The sequence below is a fragment of the Sphingopyxis sp. genome (assembly GCF_016463645.1).
Lineage (GTDB): Bacteria > Pseudomonadota > Alphaproteobacteria > Sphingomonadales > Sphingomonadaceae > Sphingopyxis.
This window is the reverse complement of the sequence record NZ_JAEMQX010000066.1, coordinates 1-20,926: the sequence shown is the minus strand read 5'-3', so window position 1 is coordinate 20,926 and position 20,926 is coordinate 1. Positions and strand designations below refer to the sequence as shown.

Below are 20,926 nucleotides of genomic sequence, written 5' to 3'. Positions count from 1 at the left end.
AATTCGTCGCTGTCGGCATAGACGACCGCCATGTTGCGCTCGCGGAGCATGTCGATGAAGGCCGGGTCGCGGAAGCTTTCGTCGCGGACCTCGATTGCGTGGCGCAGCTGCAGGCCGTCCTGACTGTCGGGAAGCAGGTCGAGGAAGCCCGCAAAATCGTCGCGGTCGAACTTCTTCGTTGCCATGAACTGCCAGTGGATCGGGCCGAGCCGGTTGCCGAGCCGCGTCAGCCCCTGCGTCAGGAATTTCTCGATCGACGCTGCGCCTTCGGCCAGCACCTTGCGGTTGGTCGTGAAACGTGACGCCTTGACGCTGAACTTGAACCCGTCGGGGACCGACGCGGCCCAATTGGCAAAGGTTTCGGGTTTCTGGCTGCCGTAATAGGTACCGTTGATCTCGATCCCCGTCAGATGCTGCCCGGCATATTCGAGCTCGCGCTTGTGCGCGAGCCCGGCGGGGTAGAAGGGACCGCGCCACGGTTCGAAGGTCCAGCCCCCGACTCCGACATGAATGCTCATGGCTCCAATACCCTCCGTCATCCCGGCGCAGGCCGGGATCTCATCGTCGCGTCATGCCGCACCGGCGAGATTCCGGCTTTCGCCGGAATGACGAGGTGGGGCTGTTACGCCAGCGCCGCGTCGGCCCCCATCAGGTTGGGGAAGAAACCCTCGTGCGCCTCGCGCAGTTCCGCGAGAGTTACCTGATGGTCGCTACCCTCCAGTTCGAAGACGATACGGTCCTTGATCGTGCGGCCGACCGGATCGACCGGTACGTCGGCGCGGCCCGCGGCATCGAGGAAGTCGGCGAGGCAGGTGTCGCAGACGGTGACGAGATAGAGGCCCTGATCCTCGCCGAAGAAGCTTTCGGCGATGCCGAACGGCTGTTCCTCGCTGACGAGCACACCGATGTTCGATTTGAGCGCCATTTCGGCGAGCGTCACCGCCATGCCGCCGTCGGAGACGTCGTGGCAGGCGGTGATCCAGCCGGCGTTGATCGCGCCGCGGATGAAGTCGCCGGTGCGCTTTTCGGCGCGCAGGTCGACGGGCGGCGGCGGCCCTTCCTCGCGGCCGAGGATTTCGCGCAGCCACACCGACTGGCCGAGATGACCCGCGCGTTCGCCGACCGCGAGTACGATGTCGCCGGTGCGCTTGAAGCCGATTCCAACCGAGCGATTGAGGTCCTCGATCACGCCGACGCCGCCGATCGCGGGGGTCGGCAGGATCGCGCTGCCGCCGCCGGTCGCCTTGCTCTCGTTATAGAGGCTGACGTTGCCCGAGACGATCGGATAGTCGAGCGCGCGGCACGCCTGCGCCATGCCGTCGAGGCAGCCGGTGATCTGGCCCATGATCTCGGGGCGCTGCGGGTTCGCGAAGTTCAGGCAGTTGGTGATCGCGAGTGGCGTCGCGCCGACGGCGCTGATGTTGCGCCACGTCTCCGCGACCGCCTGCTTGCCGCCCTCGACGGGGTCGGCGTAGCAATAGCGGGGGGTGCAGTCGGTCGACATGGCGAGCGCGCGATTGGTGCCGTGAATGCGCACCAATGCTGCGTCGCCGCCGGTCTGCACCGTGTCGGCGCCGACCTGGCTGTCATACTGCTCCCAGATCCAGCGGCGGCTGGCGATGTCGGGCGTGCCCATCAGGGTCTTGAGGTCGGCCGCGACGTCCCTGGTTTCGGGGACGTCGGTCAGCTCGGCCTGCTTCGGGGTCGGGACGTGCGGGCGATCATAGAGCGGCGCATCGTCGGCGAGCGGGGCAAGCGGGATGTCGCAGACGATCTCGCCATGATGTTCGAGCACCATGCGGCCGGTGTCGGTGACGGTGCCGATGACCGCGAAATCGAGCTCCCACTTATGGAAGATCGCCTTGGCAAACTCTTCCTTGCCGGGTTTCAGCACCATCAGCATGCGTTCCTGCGATTCGGACAGCATCATCTCATATGCCGTCATGCCGGTTTCGCGTTGCGGCACATCGTCCATCTTGAGGTGGAGGCCGACGCCGCCCTTCGACGCCATCTCGACCGACGAGGAGGTGAGGCCCGCGGCGCCCATGTCTTGGATCGCGACGATCGCGTCCGATGCCATCAGTTCGAGGCACGCCTCGATCAGCAATTTCTCGGTGAAGGGGTCGCCGACCTGCACGGTCGGGCGCTTCTCCTCGGCATCCTCGCCGAAGTCCGCGCTCGCCATCGTCGCGCCGTGAATGCCGTCGCGGCCGGTCTTCGAGCCGACATAGACGATCGGATTGCCGACGCCGCTGGCGGCCGAATAGAAGATCCTGTCCTGTTCGGCGACGCCGACGGTCATCGCGTTGACGAGGATATTGCCGTCATAGGCCTTGTGAAAATTGACCTCGCCGCCGACCGTGGGAACGCCGACGCAATTGCCGTAGCCGCCGATGCCATGGACGACGCCCGAGATGAGATGCTTCATCTTCGGATGATCGGGGCGGCCGAAGCGCAGCGCGTTGAGGTTCGCGACCGGGCGCGCGCCCATGGTGAACACGTCGCGGAGGATGCCGCCGACCCCGGTCGCCGCGCCCTGATAGGGTTCGATATACGACGGGTGGTTGTGGCTCTCCATCTTGAAGATCGCGGCAAGCTTCTTGCCGTCCGGGCCTTCGCCGATGTCGATGACGCCGGCATTCTCGCCGGGGCCGCAGATCACCCAAGGGGCCTCGGTGGGCAGCTTCTTGAGGTGGATGCGCGAGCTTTTATAGCTGCAGTGCTCGGACCACATGACCGAGAAGATGCCGAGCTCGACGAGGTTCGGCTCGCGCCCGAGCGCGTGCAGGACGCGATCATATTCCTCGGGCGAAAGCCCATGCTCGGCGACGATTTCGGGGGTGATGGCGGTTGCGGGCTGAGTCATGGCGCGCCTTTAGCCGCACAGGCGCTAAACGAACAGACCCCATGATGCATTTTGCACCATGGGGTCTGCGGTCGGAGAGACGGTTCAGCGCGAGGCGAGCGTGGCCGACGGCTTCACGAGCGGTTCGACGTCGCGCAGCGCGAAGCTGACCTGTTGCGAGCCGACGGTACCGCGGACGCGGTGCTGGCCGACGCGGAGGGTGAACGGCTTGCCGGTGCGTTCCTCGACGCCGCTGATCACGCGAGTGTCGCCGACCTGCGTGACAGTGTAGCTGTAGGTAACGCCTTCATGCTCGAAGCGGTTGGTCGGCGCGTCCTTGGCAAAAGCGATCGACGGCGCCAGCGCGAGCAGGCCGAGGGCGGAGAAAATATACTTCTTCATGATGCAAGTCCTTGTCGTTTGAACAAAACTTGCCTTCGAGCCCCTCTCTTCTTGTGCGGTGCAACATGACCGGCGACGCGCGCGCCAGCAATTGCAAAAAACGGAAACGTGATTGCGCCGAAGCGAAGGGGTCAGCGGTACCGGAGCTGCCGGTTCGCGCCCGCCCATGCCGCGGTTCCGGCGAGCAGCGCATAAGCGAAGAGCATCGTCGCCGGGATCGCGGGCGAATAGACGGGCTCTTTGGGGCCGAACCAGTCGGCCGCCTGCGCGAAGGCCAGCAGCCCGGCGAGCAGCCAGAGCCGCCCGTTGCCCTTCGGCGCCTCGGTGCGGCGCAGATAATAGACGAAGGCTCCGCCGATCAGCAGGATCTCGAGCGGCATCGCGATCGGCGGATGGTTCCAGAGCCCGAGCCCCAGCTTGGGCGGCATGCCGTAGAGCGTGAGATCGGGAATATGGACCAGAAGGTCGACGAACCAGTGCGAAACGACAACCAGCGCGGCGCCGGTCGCCGCCTCCTTGCGTTTTGTCGCCAACCAGACGAGGGCGCCGAACAACGTCGCCCAGATCAGCGCGCCGAGCAGGCTGTGCGTATAGGGCATATGATAAAGGTCCATCGGGTTCATCGCGGTGATGCCGGGGACGATCCGCATCGCCTCGACGCCCGGGATCAGCAGTGCGGCGAAACCGATGTCGACGAGCTGCGCCGCGACGAAAAGCGTCCCGAGCCCCGCCGCCCTTGGGCGCGCTGCGGCGATCAGCGCCGGGGCGAAATGACCGATGAACATGGCGCGACGCTATAGGGCAAAATCACCACGTCAAGCTTGACCGAACGGGGGCGAAGGGGCCAAAGCAGGGCGATGACGGACACCCCCGAACCCGCTGCCCCCGCCGACATCGCCGCCCTGTCGTTCGAGGCCGCGATGGGCGAGCTTGAAACGATCGTCCGGCGGCTCGAAAGCGGCGACGTCAGCCTCGAGGAATCGGTGGCGCTCTACGAACGCGGCCATGCGCTGCGCCTGCATTGCGAAGCGCGTCTCGCCGCGGCGCAGGCGCGGATCGAACAGGTCAGCCTCGGCGCCGACGGGCGGCCCATGGGAACCACCCCTTTCGGCGAAAGCTGATCCACGGTGGCGCTCGTCGACAACGAAGTTTCGCGCGGAACGCAATTGCTCCTTTCGACGCAAGCCGAGGTCGCGACAGGGATCGACCGGCTGTTCGACAAGCTGCTCGCGGTACCGTCGGACCCGCGCGGACCGCTCTATGAAGCGATGCGCCACGCCGCCGTCGCGGGCGGCAAGCGACTGCGCCCGTTGCTCGTGCGCGCCGCGGGCGACCTGTTCCATGTCGACCGCGACCTGACGCTGCGCGTCGGCGCGGCGGTCGAGGCGATGCACGTCTATTCGCTGATCCACGACGATCTGCCGTGCATGGACGATGACGATATGCGCCGGGGCAAGCCGACGGTGCACAAGGCGTTCGACGAGGCGACCGCGGTACTCGCGGGCGATTCGCTGCATGCCCTCGCGTTCGAATGGCTCTGCGACCCCGTGACGAGCGCCGATCCGTTCGTGCGCGCCGAGCTCTGCTGCGAACTCGCTCGCGCGGCGGGGCCCGCGGGCATGGCGGGCGGGCAGATGATGGACCTCGCCGCCGAGACATCCAATTTCGACCTGCCGACGGTGACAAGGCTCCAGCAGCTCAAGACCGGGGCCCTGATCGCCTTTTCGGTCGAGGCGGGGGCGATCCTCGCGCGCATCCCCGCCGAGGGGCGGCGCCCCTTGCGCGGCTATGCGCGCGACATCGGGCTCGCCTTCCAGATCGCCGACGACATCCTGGACGTCGAGGGGGACGAGGCGCTCGCGGGCAAGGCGCTGCACAAGGACGACGCCGCGGGCAAGGCGACCTTCGTCACGCTGATGGGGCTCGAGCGCGCGCGCGAACAGGCGGGGCTGCTCGTCGAACAGGCGATTGCACATCTGGCGAGCTTCGGCGAAGAGGCGGCGCTGCTCCGCGCGATCGCGCGCTATGTCGTGGAAAGGGACCGTTGATGCGGGTGGGGGTTTATCCGGGCACATTCGATCCGATCACGCTCGGCCATATGGACATCATCCGCCGCGGCGCGAAGCTGGTCGACCGGCTGGTCATCGGCGTGACGACGAACATCACCAAGTCGCCGATGTTCGACGATGACGAACGCATCGCGATGGTGAAGGCCGAGGTCGCATCGATCGAGGGCGATATTCGCGTTACCGGTTTCAACTCGCTGCTGATGGATTTTGCCGAGCGCGAGGGCGCCACGGTCATCGTGCGCGGGCTGCGCGCGGTCGCCGACTTCGAATATGAATATCAGATGGCGGGGATGAACCAGCAACTCAACGACCGCATCGAGACGGTCTTCCTGATGGCCGACGTCGGATTGCAGCCGATCGCGTCGCGACTGGTCAAGGAAATCGCGATCTTCGGCGGTGACATTGGCAAATTCGTAACTCCCGCCGTGCGCGAGGCCGTCGTCAATCGTATCGCCGAGCGGGGGCTGCTCCAGGGCGAGCGCTGATACCGATCATTGAGCGTTCAGCTTTTTCCCGCTAGGGCGCGCCAGTCGGGGCGCAAATCCTGTTTAATTGTCAGAGGCCGATCCAGTATGAAATCTTCCTTCCGCCCCTTGGTTTTGACGGCGATGGCGTTCGGTCTTGCGGCGGCGGCCGTCGCGCAGGAGGTGCCGCCCGCGCCCTCGCCGAATCCCGAAGGAAGCCAGCCGGTGCCGCCGGTGGAGACGCCGGCTCCGGCACCGGTCGAAACGCCCGCTCCGGCGCCGCAGCCTGCGGCGGCCGACGGCGCGCCGGCTGCCGAAGCCCCCGCGGTGCCGGCGATGACGCCCGACCAATATATCAACAATCCCGAATATATGCTCAATCTCGACCTTTCGACGGGCGGGAGGGTCGTGATCCAGCTCTATCCCAATGTCGCGCCGAACCATGTCGAGCGTATCAAGCAGCTCACCCGCGCGGGCTTCTACGACGGGATCAAGTTCCACCGCGTGATCGACGGCTTCATGGCGCAGACGGGCGACCCGACCGCAACGGGGCAGGGCGGTTCGCAGCTTCCCAACCTCAAGGCCGAGTTCAACCCGACGCCGCACCTGCGCGGCACGCTGTCGATGGCGCGCGCGGAGAGCGAGGACAGCGCGAACAGCCAGTTCTTTATCATGCTCCAGCCGCGTTTCGCGCTCGACCGCCGCTACACCGCCTTCGGCCGCGTCATCTCGGGCATGCAATATATCGACGCGATCCATAAGGGCGAGCCGCCCGAAGTGATGTCGCGCATGGTGCAGGTGTCGGTCGCCGCCGACAACAAGCCGATGCCTCCCGCATCGATGCTGACCGAAACCGTGCCCGCGCCGGTCGTGGCGCCCACCGTGACGGTTGACGAGCTCAACGCTCCGATCCGCCAGTAATCCCGGGGAGGCGCGCGAATCCCCATGCGCGTCGACGCCTTCGATTTCGAGCTGCCGAACGGGCGTATCGCGCTCCGCCCCGCGCGGCCGCGCGACGCGGCGCGGATGCTCGTCGTCGACAGCGGCGCGATGGTCGACGCGGGCGTATCCGACCTGCCTTCCTGGCTGCGTCCCGGCGACTGCCTCGTGTTCAACGACACGCGCGTCATTCCGGCGCAGCTCGAAGGACGGCGCGGCGACGCGAAGATCGGTGCCACGCTGCACAAGCGCATCGACCTGCGCCGCTGGCAGGCATTCATACGCAACGCCAAACGGCTGCGCGTTGGCGAAACGGTCGATTTTGGCGAAGGCGTCGCGGCGCTCGCCGAGGAGCGTCTGGCCGACGGCAGCTTCATCCTCGCCTTCGCCGGCGACGAGCCGGTCGAAATCCTGCTCGAACGCGCGGGCACGATGCCGCTGCCGCCCTATATCGCGGGCAAGCGCGCCACCGACGCGGACGACCGCAGCGACTATCAGACGATATTCGCGCGGGAGGATGGAGCGGTCGCAGCGCCGACCGCGGCTTTGCACTTCACGCCGAAGCTGCTCGACGCGCTCGCCGCCGCAGGGGTCAAGAGCGAGACGCTGACGCTTCACGTCGGCGCGGGCACCTTCCTGCCGGTGAAGGCCGACGACACCGAAGACCATGTCATGCACGCCGAATGGGGCCGGATCGACGCTGATACCGCCGCGCGGCTCAACGCGGCGCGCGCGGCCGGCGGCCGTATCATTGCGGTAGGCACGACCAGCCTGCGCCTGCTCGAAAGCGCGGCGCGGGATGACGGTATCATCGCACCCTTTGCGGGCGACACGGCGATTTTCATCACCCCCGGCTACCGTTTCAAGGCAATCGACGGGTTGATGACCAACTTCCACCTGCCGCGATCGACCCTGTTCATGCTGGTCAGCGCGCTGATGGGACTGGACGTGATGCAGGCCGCATACGCCCACGCTATCGAGAGCGGGTATCGCTTCTACAGCTATGGCGATGCGAGCCTGCTGTTGCCGCGCCAGGGCGGCCGGGCGGCGTAGACCGCCGCCATCGCCGCGGCGATAGCCATCGGCACCGGCACGATCCGCCCTCGGCGGGCCGACCGCATCACCATGATCGGCCTCCCGATGCAATCCCCACGGCCTTCGCGACCTGTCCAACCGTTCGCACCAATCCTTTCCTCATCACCGGACCGCCCGTCGGGGTGGCGCAGCGGGGGGCAAGCGCGTTCGCACGGCGACGCATCCGGCGCGTTTGCGGGCGGCCCGTTAAGCACGGCCGCAGGCACTTCGGACGGCAGGGTTCAATTAAGTTTATTTTGTATGCGGGCTTCGCAGCCGGACGAATCGTGCGGAAACCTCGGTCGCCTCGGTAAGGATATATCTGTCTTTCACACGTTCGCGGTGGCCGGTCGGGCCGGAAATCGCAGCGCGGCCGCAGGATGTCGTCCGACCCGGGATTCCATATAAACATATGTTATAAAAAACTATTTCTTTCGCTTCATGGTGCCCGGCCGGACGATAACGAAGCCCGTTCCCACTGTTCGATTTCGATACAGTCGGGGTAAACCGGCCATTTCGGGAATGCGCGAGCCCGGGCGACACCGGCCGATGGAAATCGCGCGGCCATGTAAAGCGCGTATCGAGCTAAGCTTGCATAATTACGTGCATTTATCGCGCTGACGAGCAGCGCTCGGTTGATGAAATTAATTTAAAATTCAGTTCAGGACGTGGGCGGCTGGACCAGGAATCGCGTTTTTACACGCATCTTTAATGTCTTAACCATTCATAAACGGTTGCGCCTGCGGGTCGGTGGTTTAATCAATTGTTAACCGCTGAGGACGAGTCGCAGACTGGAATGGTCTCCTCGGTGGTTGGGGAAGCGGGAAAAGGCGCCGTCGCCGGTGCTGCCCGCTTTGATGACACGACCAGTCTGAATGAGGGGAATTTTACATGAAGAAGCTTTTTGCCGTGGCCGTCCTTTCGGCCATGCTTTCGACGCCTGCCTTCGCCGCGGACTCGGATTCGGAATCGTTCGACATCAACGCGACCGTCGCTGAAACCTGCACGATGGAAGGCATCAACGACATCGAACTCGGTACGCTGTCGATCAACACCAACGCCGGCAACACCGCGCTGTTCCTGAACGGTGCATCGGCCGACAACGCCGGTGAATTCTGGCTGAGCTGCAACGAAAGCAACCGCATGTCGATTGTTCCGACGCTCGGCAAGCTCAAGAACCAGACCCGCACCCTGCAGTCGGGCGACGACGCCGGCTTCAAGGACACGATCAACTATTCGGTCGCTGCCCTGAACTACCGCAACGGCTTCATCCAGCCGTCGTACAACAGCCTGCTCGGCCCGATCGCTCAGAACCAGAGCCGCGGCGCGATCCATCGCAAGATCGACATGGGCGCTGCCGTGACCCTGCTCGGCAACCTCGATGCCCGTCCGCTGGCCGGCACCTACAAGGACACCGTGACCGTCACCGTCACGACGATCTGATCCTGATCCCTGGGGAAGGGCGCGGCTCTTCCCCTGCTTTCATATCAAAATTCCGCAAAATGCGGTCGCCAGAAGGATCTTAATTCCATGAACAAACTTCTTATCGCTTCGCTCGGCGCCATGCTCGCCGCGACGCCCGCCTTTGCTGCCGACTCGGATTCGGAATCGTTCGACATCAACGCGAACGTCGCCGAAACCTGCACCATGGAAGGCATCAGCGATGTCGACCTCGGCACGCTCTCGATCAACACAACCGCCGGTTCGGGCGCGCTGTTCATCAACAACACCTCCGACGAAGAGACCAACGAGTTCTGGGTCAGCTGCAACGAAAGCAACCGCATGCTGATCGACGCCGACCTCGGCGTTCTCAAGAACACGACGCGCACCCTGCAGTCGGGCGACGACGTCGGCTTCAAGGACACGATCAACTATTCGGTCTACGCGCTGAACTATCTGAACGGCGCCGGCAGCCCGGGACACAGCTCGGCCAACGGTTCGTTCGGTCAGAACAGCACCCGCGGCGCGATCCATCGCCAGGTCGAACTGCGCGCACGCGTTCGTGCGAACGAAAACACCGACGCCCGTCCGCTGGCCGGCGAGTATCAGGACACCGTCACGGTCACCGTGACGACGATCTGACAGGATTCGTTAAGCATATGAGAGAGGGGGAGCTTAAGGCTCCCCCTTTCAGTAAGCGCGACGCTATTCCGCAGGTGCCCGGGGGGGACTGACATTGTTTCGCAAATCTTTGACGCTGGCGCTGGCCGCCGCGACCTTGGCTCTGGGCGCCGGCACCGCCGAGGCCGCGCGCGTGACGCCCATGACGGTCGAAATGACGCCCGCCGGACGCGGATCGACGGCGCGGATCGAAGTCACCAATTCCGAAGACCGCAACCTGCCGGTCGAATTGCGCATGTTCCGCGGCGACGTGAACGAGGCGGGCGAACTGACGCTCACCCCCGCCGACGACAGGTTCGTCGTCTTTCCGCCGCAGGTCGTGATCGCGCCCAACGCCCAGCAGGTCTTCCGCATTCAGTATCTGCCGGGCGAGGCGCTGACCAAATCCGAAGTCTATTATGCGGCGGTCAGCCAGATCCCGGTCGAACTCGATTCGACCGTTTCGCGCATCCAGGTCGTGATGCGTTTCAACGTACTGGTCAATGTCGTGCCCGAAGGCACCAGGCCCGACCCCGTCGTCACCGCCGCGAAGGCGATGGTGCGCGAGACGGTCGTGCCGCCCGACGAGCGGCTGCCGGTCGAGGAACAGAAGCCCAGGACGGTCACCGAACGCGGGGTCGAAGTCCGCATCGAAAATCGCGGTACGCGCTATTTCGCCGCGGGTCGCACCGGCTGGACGATCAACGCCACGCGCGAAGACGGTAAGCCCTTTTCCGAATCGCGTACGCCGAGCCGGATGAGCGACGCGATCGGCTTCGGCCTTGTTCCGCCCGGGGGGGCGCGAATTTTCTTCGTACCGATCGAAGAGCCGCTGCGCGAGGAGGGCGTCAGCATCACGCTCGGGGGATAAGCGAAAGCGGTACGGGGAAAGTTCGGGGGGTTGAGTTGATACGCTATTGTTCACGCGTCACATTGGCGTTGGTGGCGCTTCAGTCGCCCCACGCCTATGCTGCGATGCAGGATCAGGGGCCGCCTTCGCCCGCTGCCGCGCCCGCGCCGCGCTGGACGCAGCTGCAGTTGCCGCTCGTCCGCAACGGCCAGTTGAGCGGCGATATCATCGCCGAGGTGACTCCCGATGGCCGGATCCGTTTCGAACGTGCATCGCTTCTTGAACGGCTGACGCCCTATCTGACGCCCGCGGCCGCCGAATCGCTCGCGACGAACTTTGCCGCATCGACTTTCCTCACCGGCGAAGAGCTCGAAGCGGCAGGCATCTTCCTGCGCTACAACCCGTCGCTGCTCGAGGTGTCGGTCGAACGGATCGACGCCAATCTGGTCGCGGTGCAGACGCTGGGCCCCGTGATCACCGAGAGCCGTGTGCCGGTGACGCGGCAGCCCGAAGATTTCAGCGCCTATCTGAATCTCGTCGGCGATTTCCGTCTCGAAGATTTCGAGACCTTCGAGGATCCGGGCGTTCTCGTCTTCGGTGCGGCGCGCTTCAAGGGCGTCGTGGTCGAGTTCGACGGCGGCTATGACAAGACGATAACCGGCGGCGGGACCGGCTTTTATCGCCGGTCGGCGCGCGCGGTCTATGACGAGGTGGAAAAGCTTCGCCGCTGGAGCGTGGGCGACCTGCAACTGTCGGGTATCCCCGTCATCTCGGGCGCGCTGCTCGGCGGCGTCGCGATCGAAAAGGGCCGCCGCGTCTTTTCGGGCGTCGGTCCCGTCACCCAGCTCGGCAGTCAGCAGATTTTGCTCGACCGCGATGCAACGGTCGAGGTGATGGTCGACGGCCAGCAGGTGCAGACGCTGCAACTCGCTGCCGGTCCCTATGACCTGTCGCAACTGACCGCCCAATATGGCGGCCGCAACGCGCAGCTGTTCGTCACCGACGTGACCGGGCGGCGCCAGCTCGCCTCTTTCGACCCATTCTTCGACCCCGTCGATCTGGGCTCGGGCGAGGAGGAATATAGCGCCGGCGTCGGCTTCGTCGCGAAGGCGTTCGAGGCGTCGCCCAAATATGGCGGACTGCCGGCCTTTTCGGGTTTTTACCGCCGCGGCATGACCAACCGCCTGCTGCTCGGCGGCGCGCTGCAACTGTCGGAAGATGTGCAGGTCGCGGGCGCCGAGGCCATTGTGTCGCCGAAGAATATTCCCGGTCGCATCGAATTTTCGGGCGCGATCAGCACCGGCGACGACTTCGGCTATTCGCTGCGCGGGGCCTACAGCCTGCAGCTCGGGACGGGGACACGCGGCCGGCAATTCTCGATCAGCGCCGATTATCGCAGCGATGGCTTCCAGACGCTGACCGACGCGATCGCGGGCGACCGTTTCGAAACGTTGAACGTCACCGCCAATTACTCGCAAAGCCTCGGTGAACGCACGACGCTCGTCGCAGGCGCCAACTGGTTCCACCGGCCGGGCTTCAACAGCACGCACACCGTATATGCCGACGTCATCCATCGCACCGAAAAATTTCGCGTCACCGCGGGTGTCGAATATGGCAAGGGCCTGAACGAGGATCGCTTCGGCGTCCGGCTCGGCCTCACCGTGCCGCTCGGCCGCCGCACGCGCGCCGAGGCGAATTACAACAGCCGTCGCGAAACCGCGCGCGCCTTCGTGACGCGCAGTTTCGAGGATCGGGTCGGCGCATTCGGTTATGACGTCGGCATTCGTCGTTCGAAGAATGACGCCACGATCGATGCGATCGCCAACTATGTCGGCAATCGCTTCTATGCGCGCGGCTCGGTCACCACCGGCGGTCCGGGCTTTGGCCAGATCGACGAACGCCAGCAGGCGCGGCTCCAGGTCGGCACGTCGTTCGCCCTTGCCGGCGGCGATGTCGCGATCGGGCGCCCGATCAACGACAGTTTCGTCATCGCCAAGCCGCATGAAAGTGCCGAAGAGGGGCAGGTCGTTCTCGGCCGGTCGATTCAGGACAAGCGCTTCGATGCCCTCAGCGGAACTCTCGGCCCGGCGCTCGGTTCGCGCCTGCAATCCTATACGAGGCAGAATGTGATCTACGATCTGATCAACGGTCCCGTCGGCTATGATATCGGAACCGGGATCGACACCGTCGAACCGCCGTATCGCAGCGGTTACAATATCACCGTCGGCAGCGACGCCAACGTGACCGCCTACGGCGTCCTGCAGGTCGACGGCGCGCCGGCATCGCTGCTCGCGGGGTCGATTTCGTCGACCGACGACGACCAGTTCGAACGCCAGCCCTTCTTTACCAATTCGGTAGGTCGTTTTGCTATCATGGGGCTGCGGCCGGGCAAGACCTATCAGGTGCGTCTGACCGATCCTGCGGGGGGCTATGAGATCAAGGTGCCCGCGGACAGCCAGCCGCTGTATCAGCTCGGCGAGATCGTGATCACGTCGTCGGCGACGAAATGACAGGAGTGAGGATGATGCGCGCAATTGTTGGAACGCCTGTCGCCCTGATCGCGGCGAGTCTTGCCACCGCCGCGCAGGCGGAATGCGTGCCGAGCTTCGTGGCGGGTGGCAATTCGGTCACGCTGACGCCGTCGGGCAGCTTCGACGACGGCCGGCTGAACGAGCGCTTCTATGTCCGCCTGCGCAACGACGGCGACACGGTGTGCGAATTGCGCCTCGCCGTAGGCCGCGACATTGCGGCGTCCGATGTCGATTTCCCGAACTATGAGCTGTTCGGTCCGAACGGCGGCGTGGCGGTCAACAGCACCGACGCCGCGCGCACGAGCGAACGCTCGGCGGTCGACATCGTCATCCCGACCGGCGGCGAAACCTCGATCCCCTATGATGTCCGGATGAAACTGGGCTGGGGCTTCGAATCGGGAAGCTACGATCAGGCGCTGGAATTCTTCCTGTCCGACCGGGCCGGGCAGGGGCAAATGGCGACCCAGCGGACGCAGCTCAGCCTGACCATTCCCGCGGCGGCGCGGATCCGCTTCGCCGGCGCCGGCGCGCGCGGGTCGGCAAGCGTCGAAATGGGCATGCTGTCGCCGAGCGCCGTATCGACATCGCCGCCCTTTGCCATCCGCGTTCTCAGCACCGCAGGCTACCAGATGGACCTGGAATCGCAGAATGCGGGCGCGCTGCGCCGGGTCGATGGCCCGGAACTCATTCCCTATCGCATGACGGTGTCGGGCCGGCCGATGAACCTGAAGGGCGGCGGCGACCGGATTCAGGTTGCGAGCCATACGGGTTCGACCGGCAACGTGCACCCCGTGTCGGTCATGATCGACCCCGATCCCACGATGCATGCGGGCAATTATCGCGACCGCGTCACGGTGACCGTTACCCCGATGTAAGGCGGCCCGCGTTGCGAGCGGGAAGCGGGCCGGAGAGGGACGACCGCGAACGTCGCGATTTTCAGATGGTGGTGATGGTGAGGTTGATCGCCAGCGGCGCGGTCAGCGCGCTGTAGCGCACGCTGATCGGGCGCATGCCGAACTTCGCGCCGGTCCGGTTGGCGACCTGGCTCCAGCCGTCTTCGCGCAGATAGGTCGATTCCCCGGCGTAGTTGAACGCGACGGCTTCGTTCGCCTCGAGCTGGCGATGCGAGGCGATGACCTGAAAGCCTTCCTGCGTGTTGCAGCTTTCGAAGACCGATCCGCTGGCGAAGCCATTGCCTTCGGAGGTCAGCAGGGTCGATGCGTTGATCTCGCAATATTCGGGCACGGTCACGCGAACGTCGAACGCGCCCTTGCCGCTTTCAGCCGCCATCGCCGCGTTGCTGGCGAACGCCACCGAAACGAGTGCGATCGCGCCAGGGAGCCGGACCTTCTTCATCGTGTGTCACCCTCTTCTGCCTGAGCTTTTCTATGACATGCGAGTTAAGGAATGCTTGATACGGGCAGGAAAATGTCCCGGATTCTTCGGGGTTTGCCGATCCTCATCGCGCGGGCGCGCGCGATCATATCTCGATGGTGAACTTGATCTTCGCCGGATCGACCCCCGCCGCACGGGCGATCTGCGCCTTGGCTCTCTCGACCAGCTCGTTCAGATTTTCGGTGCCGTCGAAGCCGAGCAGTTCCGAGATTTCGACGCCGAGCGCGATGGAAAGCGCCTCCATCCGGCCGGCTTTGGGCCGCGCCTTGTCGAGCTCCCACGCCGAGATCGAGGGTTCGCTGACCCCCAGCTGGACGGCGAGCTGACCCTGCGTCAGTTCGCGGGCGGTGCGCAGCCGTTGCAGGCGAACGCCGAAGCTTTCCGTGACCGGCGCGGGCGAGTCCTCGTTCGTGTGCGCGTCCGGTCCGACCACACTGCGCAACTGCGCCGCGCTCAGCGTCGCGGATGAAATCGGCATTTCGAACTGGCATCCCGCCAGGGTGCCGCTGGTCCAGATCACCCTGGTCGCGGTCTTGCCACTGTGCGGCAGATTGACCTCGATCACCTCGCCGATTTCGAGCGGGGTTCGACTCTCGACGAGCATGCCGGTGGCCGAAATATTGTGGACCAGCGCTTCGATCTCGGCCCCGGTGGCTTTCGATCCGTGGAGCGGAAGTCGCAATTGCCGGCGCGATGCGCGCCCCTTGCCCGCCGATCGCGGGCTGTTGTTGAGATATACGGTCATCGGCATGCGGGCACCCATCGCGAGGCCAATATTAACATCTGGCTTCGACGGAAGGTTAATGAGGCAGGATAAGCGAAAGTGGCGGGGGCGGCAATGCGCCGCCGGCGATCAATTCCTGCAGCGGGCGGGCGGGCGCGCTGCCGTCCTTCACGACGACGACTGACCGGAAGGCGGCTGGCGCCGGAACCCGGCTTGCCCTGATCCGTTTTGTCTTCGACCGCCAAACGACGGAGAAGACAATGAACCAGACCAGTATCTTCGCTCGGCTGAAGGCCGATCATGACCGGCACCGCGAACTGCTTGACCGGATCGACGCGACGCACGGCGACAGCGATGAGCGCCGCTATCTGTTCGAAGCGTTCCGCGTCGAGGTGACCGCGCATGCCGCGTCCGAGGAAATGTCGCTCTATGCGACGATGCTCGCCAGCCCCGATCTCCGCGACGAGGCGCAGCACAGCGTCGCCGAGCATAAGGAGATCGAGGATTTCCTGACCGAGCTCTATGAAATGGACTTTTCATCGACCGGCTGGCTGACCCGCTTCCGGACGATGAAGGAGCGCTACCTTCATCATATCGACGAAGAGGAGGAAGAAATGTTCCCTCAAGCCGAAAAGGGCCTGTCGGATGCAAGGAAGCGCGAGCTGATCAAGATATTCGAGAAGGAAAAGCCGAAGGAAAAGGCCAAGGCGGCCGAGGAGGAACCGTCGAGCGAGGAGGCGCGCGCCTAGGCCGCGCGCTCGACTTTTGACGCGCGTCCCGCCATAGGCGCGCGCCATGACCGACAGATTCGCCTTCTCCATTGTTGCCACCGACGGCGCGGCGCGCACCGGCACGATCCGCATGCAGCGCGGCGAAATCCGTACCCCCGCCTTCATGCCCGTCGGCACTGCCGCGACGGTGAAGGCGATGCGACCCGCCGAAGTGCGCGCGACCGGCGCGGACATCATCCTCGGCAACACCTATCATCTGATGCTGCGCCCTGGCGCCGAGCGCATGGCGCGGCTCGGCGGGCTGCACAAGTTCATGAGCTGGGACCGGCCGATCCTGACCGACAGCGGCGGCTATCAGGTGATGAGCCTGTCGGCGCTCACCAAGCAAAGCGAAGAGGGCGTGTCGTTCCAGAGCCATCTCGACGGCTCGCGTCACATGCTGACCCCCGAACGCTCGATGGAAATTCAGCGTCTGCTGGGGAGCGACATCGTGATGGCGTTCGACGAATGCCCGCCGAACGGCGTCGATGCGAAGCGCGCCGAGGCGAGCATGGAGCGCTCGATGCGCTGGGCGGCGCGCAGCCGCGCCGGCTTCGACGCGGGCAGGGAACATGCGGCGCGATCGGCATTGTTCGGCATCCAGCAGGGCTCGCTCGACGAGAAATTGCGCGCGCGTTCGGCGGCGGCGCTGACCGATATCGGCTTCGACGGCTATGCGATCGGCGGGCTGGCGGTCGGCGAGGGGCAGGAGGCGATGTTCGGCGTGCTCGACTATGCGCCGGGCCAGCTACCCGCCGACAAGCCGCGCTATCTGATGGGGGTGGGCAAACCCGACGATCTGGTCGGTGCGGTCGCGCGGGGTGTCGACATGTTCGACTGCGTGCTTCCGACGCGGTCGGGGCGCAACGGGCAGGCTTTTACCCGGGACGGGCCGATCAACATCCGCAACGCGAAATTCGCCGAGGATCAGGCGCCGCTCGACGGCGATTGCCACTGCCCCGTGTGCACGACCTGGTCGCGCGCCTATTTGCATCACCTCGTCCGCTCGGGCGAGATGCTCGGCGCGATGCTGATGACGCAGCATAATCTGCATTTCTATCAGGATCTGATGCAGGGAATGCGCGATGCCATCGGCGCAGGGCGCTTTGCTGCGTTCCGGAGCGATTTCGACGCACGTTACCGGCGCTGAAACTCAGTCGAGTTTGCTCAGCAAATCCAGCAGGGATTGGGGAATCGTCTCGTCCACGGTCGATTCATAGGCGCGGCGCAGGGCGCCGTTGACGTCCTGTCCCTTCGCGGAGGGTTTTTTATCGGCGTCCTTGCCGGAGGTCGCGCCACGCGGCGCACCGGTTTTAGACGACATTATCGAAGCATCCGCTGGACATGGGGCCTTTTGCTAACCGCGCATACACCAAAGCGCAATGGCGCGTTTGTTCCTTCGCCATGAAACTATTTTGGCGGTAAATCGTTCCCAAATGTTGAAATATATCGGATGGTGGCGGGGAGGGCGCGGACGATGTCCCTTTTCCGGACGCGTCCGCCAAAGATATTTGCGGCTATCAGGAGGTGAATTATGTCATTGGGTCAGTCGGTTGCGCCGCATCTTCCCTATCTGCGGCGTTATGGCCGATCCATTTCCGGAAGTCAGCAGAGCGGTGACGCGCTCGTCGCGCGGCTGCTGGAGACATTAGTCGCGAACCCCGGCGCGGTCGATACGGGCGCCGATCTGCGCGTCCAGCTTTACCGGCTGGTGCACGACAATTTCGGCCTGATGTCCGAGCAGGCCGCAGCGAACGACGACGGCGCGTTGACCGATATCGCGATTGCCGATGCCCGGCTGCGCCGGATTCCGTCGCTCGCACGGCAGGCGTTGCTGCTCACCGCGGTCGAGGGGTTCAGCGTCGACGATACCGGGCGCATCATCGGCCGCGATGCCGAAGCGGTGCGCGGCCTGATCGCCGACGCGACCGACGAGATCGATCGCCAGACACGCGCGCGCATCCTGATCATAGAGGACGAGCCGATCATCGCGATGGATATCGAGATGATCGTGCGCGAACTCGGCCACGACGTCGTCGGCGTCGCGACGACGCACCGCGAGGCGGTCGACGAGGCGCAGAAACACCAACCGGGCCTCGTGCTCGCCGACATCCAGCTCGCCGACAACAGCTCGGGGATCGAGGCGGTGCAGGAAATCCTGACCGACCTCAAGGTGCCGGTGATTTTCATCACCGCATTTCCCGAACGGCTGCTCACCGGCGACCGGCCCGAGCCGGCGTTCCTGCTCACCAAACCCTATCAGCCCGCTACGCTGCGTGCGGCGATCTCGCAGGTGCTGTTCTTCGACGAAAGCACGGTTCCGGCCTGATCCGTCACCCCCCGTCGCCGCGACCGCAACGACGGGGTTGATACCGCAAGGGTGGCGGGCGATAGCAGCGGTCGATGATCGCAACCGATGTTTCCGCGCGCCAGTCGGCGCTTGACCGGCTCTTGGCGCACGCGCCCTTTCTCGCGCGGCTCGCCGAGCTCAATCCCGACGATACGGCGCGCTATCTGAACGAGGGCACCGATGCGGCGCTGGCAACCGTCGCGGCGCCGTCGGCGGGCGACGATATCATGCGGGCGCTGCGCCAATGGCGCGGCCGGATGGCGCTTCTGCTCGCGCTGGGCGATCTGTCGGGCGAGCATGATGTCAGGACCACGACACGGCTGCTGTCGGACTTTGCCGACCGGGCCTGCGACGCGGCGCTCGCCGCGGCCTTCGCCGAGCGCGTGCCGGGCGAGGAGCCGCGCGGCCTTTCGGTGATCGCGCTCGGAAAGCTCGGCAGTCACGAACTCAACTATTCGTCGGATATCGACCCGATCCTGATCTTCGATCCCGAAACGCTGCCGCGACGTTCACGCGACGACCCCGACGAAGCCGCCGTGCGGATCGCGCGGCGGATGGTCGAGATCTTGTCGGCACGCACCGGTGACGGCCATGTGCTGCGCGTCGACCTCCGGCTCCGCCCGCACCCCGAAGTCACACCGATCGTGCTGCCCGAAAGTGCGGCGATATCCTATTATGAGTCCGAGGCGCTCGCATGGGAGCAGGCGGCGTTCATCCGCAGCCGCGCCTCGGCGGGCGACCGGATGCTGGGCGAAAATTTCCTCGCCGCGATCCAGCCCTTCATCTGGCGCCGCAGCCTCGATTTCCGCCAGCTCAAGGAAATCGGCGCGATGAGCGACCGCATCCGCGACCATTTCGCGCAGGGGCAGGCGTTCGGCCCGGGCTTCGACCTGAAGCGCGGGCGCGGCGGCATCCGCGAAATCGAGTTTTTCGCGCAGGTCCACCAGCTCATCTACGGCGGGCGCGATCCGTCGCTGCGCGTCCCGGCGACCGTCGATGCGCTCGGGGCGCTGGCAAGGGCGGGGCGGATCGAGCCCGATATCGCCGATCGGCTGTCGGGCCATTATGCGACGCTTCGCCGGATCGAGCATCGGCTCCAGATGATCGAGGATCAGCAGACGCACAGCCTGCCGACGCAGGCGTCGGCGCTCGACTGCGTCGCGCGGCTCGATGGCGCGGCGGACGGTGCCGCGCTGCTGGCGATGCTGGAGCCCGTCGTAACCGACGTCGGCAGTTGCTACGACCGGCTCGTCGCCGAACGCGCGGTCACAACCGGCCTGCCCCGCGACGAGGGAGGGCTGGCAGGGCAGTTGATGGCGGCGGGCTTCGATCCGCCCGACGCGGCGCTGCGCACGATCGCCGAATGGCGCGGCGGCAAACAGCGCGCGCTGCGCAGCCCCGCGGCGCAGGGCGCGCTCGAAACGGTGTTGCCCGAACTGGTGCGTGCGCTCGGCGCGTCGCCGGATCCCGACGCGACGCTCCTGCGCTTCGACAAGCTCGTCGGCGGCCTGCCGAGTGCGATCAATTTCTTCCACCTGCTCGCCGCGCAGCCCGAACTCGCGAAGATCGCCACGCGCACGCTTTCGCTCGCGCCGACGCTGGCCGATGCACTCGGCGCGCGCGTCGAACTCATCGAGGGGCTGATCGACAAGCGCGCGTTCGAGGCGCCGGCCGCCAAGGCCGAACTGCTCGCCGAATGGAAGACCGGACTTGCGGGTCTCGATTATGAACGCCTGCTCGACCGCGTGCGCGACCGCGTCGGCGAACGGCGTTTTGCCTATGGCGTCCAGCTGATTGCCGGCGCGAACGATCCGTTGACGATCGCCTGCGGCTATTCCGAGCTCGCCGAAGCCGCGCTGCAACGGCTCGCCGACGCCACGGTGGCCGAGTTCGTGCAGGCGCACGGCCGGATCGCCGACAGCGAGCTCGTCGTGCTCGCGCTCGGGCGGCTCGGCGGGCGGGCGCTGACCCACGCGTCGGACCTCGATCTCATCTATCTTTTCACCGGCGATCATCTCGCCGAATCCGACGGGCCGCGCCCGCTCGGCGCGACGACCTATTACAACCGGCTGGCGCAGCGCGTGACCGCGGCGATGTCGGTGCCGACCGCGGCGGGCAAGCTATATGACGTCGACACGCGGCTTCGGCCGCAGGGGGCGCAGGGGCCGCTCGTCGTGACGGTCGACAGTTTCGAGCGTTATCAGCGCGAGGAGGCGTGGACGTGGGAGCATATGGCGCTGCTCCGCTCGCGCCCGGTTTACGGGTCCGATGCCGCGAAGGCCGAGGTGCAGCGCATTATCGACGATCTGCTGGCGACCCCGCGCGACCCGGCCAGGCTCGCGGCCGACGCCGCCGGGATGCGCGACAAGATCGCCGCGCACAAGCCGCCGCAGGGACCGCTCGACATCAAGGG

At 65.4% G+C, this 20,926-nt stretch carries 21 protein-coding genes; 14 read left to right on the top strand and 7 right to left on the bottom strand.

Annotation, left to right across the window (positions count from 1 at the left end; genetic code table 11):
• From JHC57_RS14030 to JHC57_RS14015, 4 genes are all read right to left on the bottom strand, one after another.
• On the bottom strand, nucleotides 1–518 hold a 518-nt coding region (locus JHC57_RS14030; RefSeq protein ID WP_294030705.1), incomplete at its 3' end, for a DUF72 domain-containing protein.
• A 104-nt stretch (nucleotides 519–622) separates the two neighbouring features.
• On the bottom strand, nucleotides 623–2,866 hold the full coding sequence (gene purL / locus JHC57_RS14025; protein ID WP_294030704.1) for a phosphoribosylformylglycinamidine synthase subunit PurL: 2,244 nt from the start codon (nucleotides 2,864–2,866) through the stop codon (nucleotides 623–625).
• Nucleotides 2,867–2,950: 84 nt separating this feature from the next.
• Nucleotides 2,951–3,247 (bottom strand): hypothetical protein, encoded by a 297-nt coding sequence (locus JHC57_RS14020; protein ID WP_294030703.1) that lies wholly within the window; start codon nucleotides 3,245–3,247, stop codon nucleotides 2,951–2,953.
• Between the two features lie 131 nt (nucleotides 3,248–3,378).
• The gene (locus tag JHC57_RS14015) at nucleotides 3,379–4,032 is read right to left on the bottom strand and encodes a hypothetical protein (RefSeq protein ID WP_294030702.1); all 654 of its coding nucleotides are present in this window, start codon (nucleotides 4,030–4,032) and stop codon (nucleotides 3,379–3,381) included.
• 72 nt (nucleotides 4,033–4,104) lie between these two features.
• On the opposite strand from JHC57_RS14015, the gene JHC57_RS14010 reads away from it, so the two are divergent.
• The 10 genes from JHC57_RS14010 (at nucleotide 4,105) to JHC57_RS13965 (ending at nucleotide 14,149) form a co-directional block, all read left to right on the top strand.
• Nucleotides 4,105–4,368: an exodeoxyribonuclease VII small subunit gene (locus JHC57_RS14010; RefSeq protein ID WP_294030701.1), complete on the top strand. Its 264-nt coding sequence runs from the start codon at nucleotides 4,105–4,107 to the stop codon at nucleotides 4,366–4,368.
• Nucleotides 4,369–4,374: 6 nt separating this feature from the next.
• Nucleotides 4,375–5,295, top strand: a complete 921-nt coding sequence (locus JHC57_RS14005; RefSeq protein WP_294030699.1) for a polyprenyl synthetase family protein — start codon at nucleotides 4,375–4,377, stop codon at nucleotides 5,293–5,295.
• The gene (coaD, locus tag JHC57_RS14000) at nucleotides 5,295–5,801 is read left to right on the top strand and encodes a pantetheine-phosphate adenylyltransferase (protein ID WP_294030697.1); all 507 of its coding nucleotides are present in this window, start codon (nucleotides 5,295–5,297) and stop codon (nucleotides 5,799–5,801) included. The genes JHC57_RS14005 and coaD overlap by 1 nt, the downstream gene beginning before the upstream one ends.
• Nucleotides 5,802–5,888: 87 nt before the next feature.
• Entirely contained in the window at nucleotides 5,889–6,701 is an 813-nt protein-coding gene (locus JHC57_RS13995; protein ID WP_294030696.1) for a peptidylprolyl isomerase, read from the top strand.
• 24 nt (nucleotides 6,702–6,725) lie between these two features.
• Nucleotides 6,726–7,772 (top strand): tRNA preQ1(34) S-adenosylmethionine ribosyltransferase-isomerase QueA, encoded by a 1,047-nt coding sequence (gene queA, locus JHC57_RS13990; protein ID WP_294030694.1) that lies wholly within the window; start codon nucleotides 6,726–6,728, stop codon nucleotides 7,770–7,772.
• Between the two features lie 912 nt (nucleotides 7,773–8,684).
• A complete protein-coding gene (locus tag JHC57_RS13985; protein ID WP_294030693.1) occupies nucleotides 8,685–9,236 on the top strand; it encodes a spore coat protein U domain-containing protein in 552 nt (183 codons plus the stop codon).
• An 87-nt stretch (nucleotides 9,237–9,323) separates the two neighbouring features.
• A complete protein-coding gene (locus JHC57_RS13980) occupies nucleotides 9,324–9,875 on the top strand; it encodes a spore coat protein U domain-containing protein (protein ID WP_294030692.1) in 552 nt (183 codons plus the stop codon).
• A gap of 94 nt (nucleotides 9,876–9,969) precedes the next feature.
• Nucleotides 9,970–10,764: a fimbria/pilus periplasmic chaperone gene (locus JHC57_RS13975; protein ID WP_294030691.1), complete on the top strand. Its 795-nt coding sequence runs from the start codon at nucleotides 9,970–9,972 to the stop codon at nucleotides 10,762–10,764.
• Nucleotides 10,765–10,835: 71 nt separating this feature from the next.
• A complete protein-coding gene (locus tag JHC57_RS13970; protein WP_294030690.1) occupies nucleotides 10,836–13,253 on the top strand; it encodes a fimbria/pilus outer membrane usher protein in 2,418 nt (805 codons plus the stop codon).
• Between the two features lie 11 nt (nucleotides 13,254–13,264).
• Nucleotides 13,265–14,149, top strand: coding sequence for a hypothetical protein (locus tag JHC57_RS13965; RefSeq protein ID WP_294030689.1), 885 nt, complete (start codon nucleotides 13,265–13,267; stop codon nucleotides 14,147–14,149).
• 61 nt (nucleotides 14,150–14,210) lie between these two features.
• Here JHC57_RS13965 and JHC57_RS13960 read toward each other — a convergent pair whose 3' ends face one another.
• Together JHC57_RS13960 and JHC57_RS13955 are read right to left on the bottom strand one after the other, a co-directional pair.
• Nucleotides 14,211–14,630, bottom strand: a complete 420-nt coding sequence (locus tag JHC57_RS13960; RefSeq protein WP_294030688.1) for a hypothetical protein — start codon at nucleotides 14,628–14,630, stop codon at nucleotides 14,211–14,213.
• A gap of 124 nt (nucleotides 14,631–14,754) precedes the next feature.
• Complete coding sequence (locus JHC57_RS13955; RefSeq protein ID WP_294030687.1) at nucleotides 14,755–15,420, bottom strand: helix-turn-helix domain-containing protein; 666 nt, start codon at nucleotides 15,418–15,420, stop codon at nucleotides 14,755–14,757.
• A gap of 233 nt (nucleotides 15,421–15,653) precedes the next feature.
• On the opposite strand from JHC57_RS13955, the gene JHC57_RS13950 reads away from it, so the two are divergent.
• Together JHC57_RS13950 and tgt are read left to right on the top strand one after the other, a co-directional pair.
• Entirely contained in the window at nucleotides 15,654–16,142 is a 489-nt protein-coding gene (locus JHC57_RS13950) for a hemerythrin domain-containing protein (protein ID WP_294030686.1), read from the top strand.
• Nucleotides 16,143–16,188: 46 nt separating this feature from the next.
• The gene (tgt, locus tag JHC57_RS13945) at nucleotides 16,189–17,313 is read left to right on the top strand and encodes a tRNA guanosine(34) transglycosylase Tgt (protein ID WP_294030685.1); all 1,125 of its coding nucleotides are present in this window, start codon (nucleotides 16,189–16,191) and stop codon (nucleotides 17,311–17,313) included.
• A 3-nt stretch (nucleotides 17,314–17,316) separates the two neighbouring features.
• Here tgt and JHC57_RS13940 read toward each other — a convergent pair whose 3' ends face one another.
• On the bottom strand, nucleotides 17,317–17,487 hold the full coding sequence (locus tag JHC57_RS13940) for a NepR family anti-sigma factor (protein ID WP_294030684.1): 171 nt from the start codon (nucleotides 17,485–17,487) through the stop codon (nucleotides 17,317–17,319).
• A 210-nt stretch (nucleotides 17,488–17,697) separates the two neighbouring features.
• Between JHC57_RS13940 and JHC57_RS13935 the strand changes: the two genes are divergently transcribed.
• Both JHC57_RS13935 and glnE read left to right on the top strand, forming a co-directional pair.
• Nucleotides 17,698–18,492 carry a response regulator gene (locus JHC57_RS13935; RefSeq protein ID WP_294030683.1) on the top strand — a complete coding sequence of 265 codons (795 nt, stop codon included), beginning with the start codon at nucleotides 17,698–17,700 and terminating at the stop codon, nucleotides 18,490–18,492.
• 74 nt (nucleotides 18,493–18,566) lie between these two features.
• Nucleotides 18,567–20,926: bifunctional [glutamate--ammonia ligase]-adenylyl-L-tyrosine phosphorylase/[glutamate--ammonia-ligase] adenylyltransferase (gene glnE, locus JHC57_RS13930; RefSeq protein WP_294030682.1), on the top strand; the 2,360-nt coding region annotated here is incomplete at its 3' end.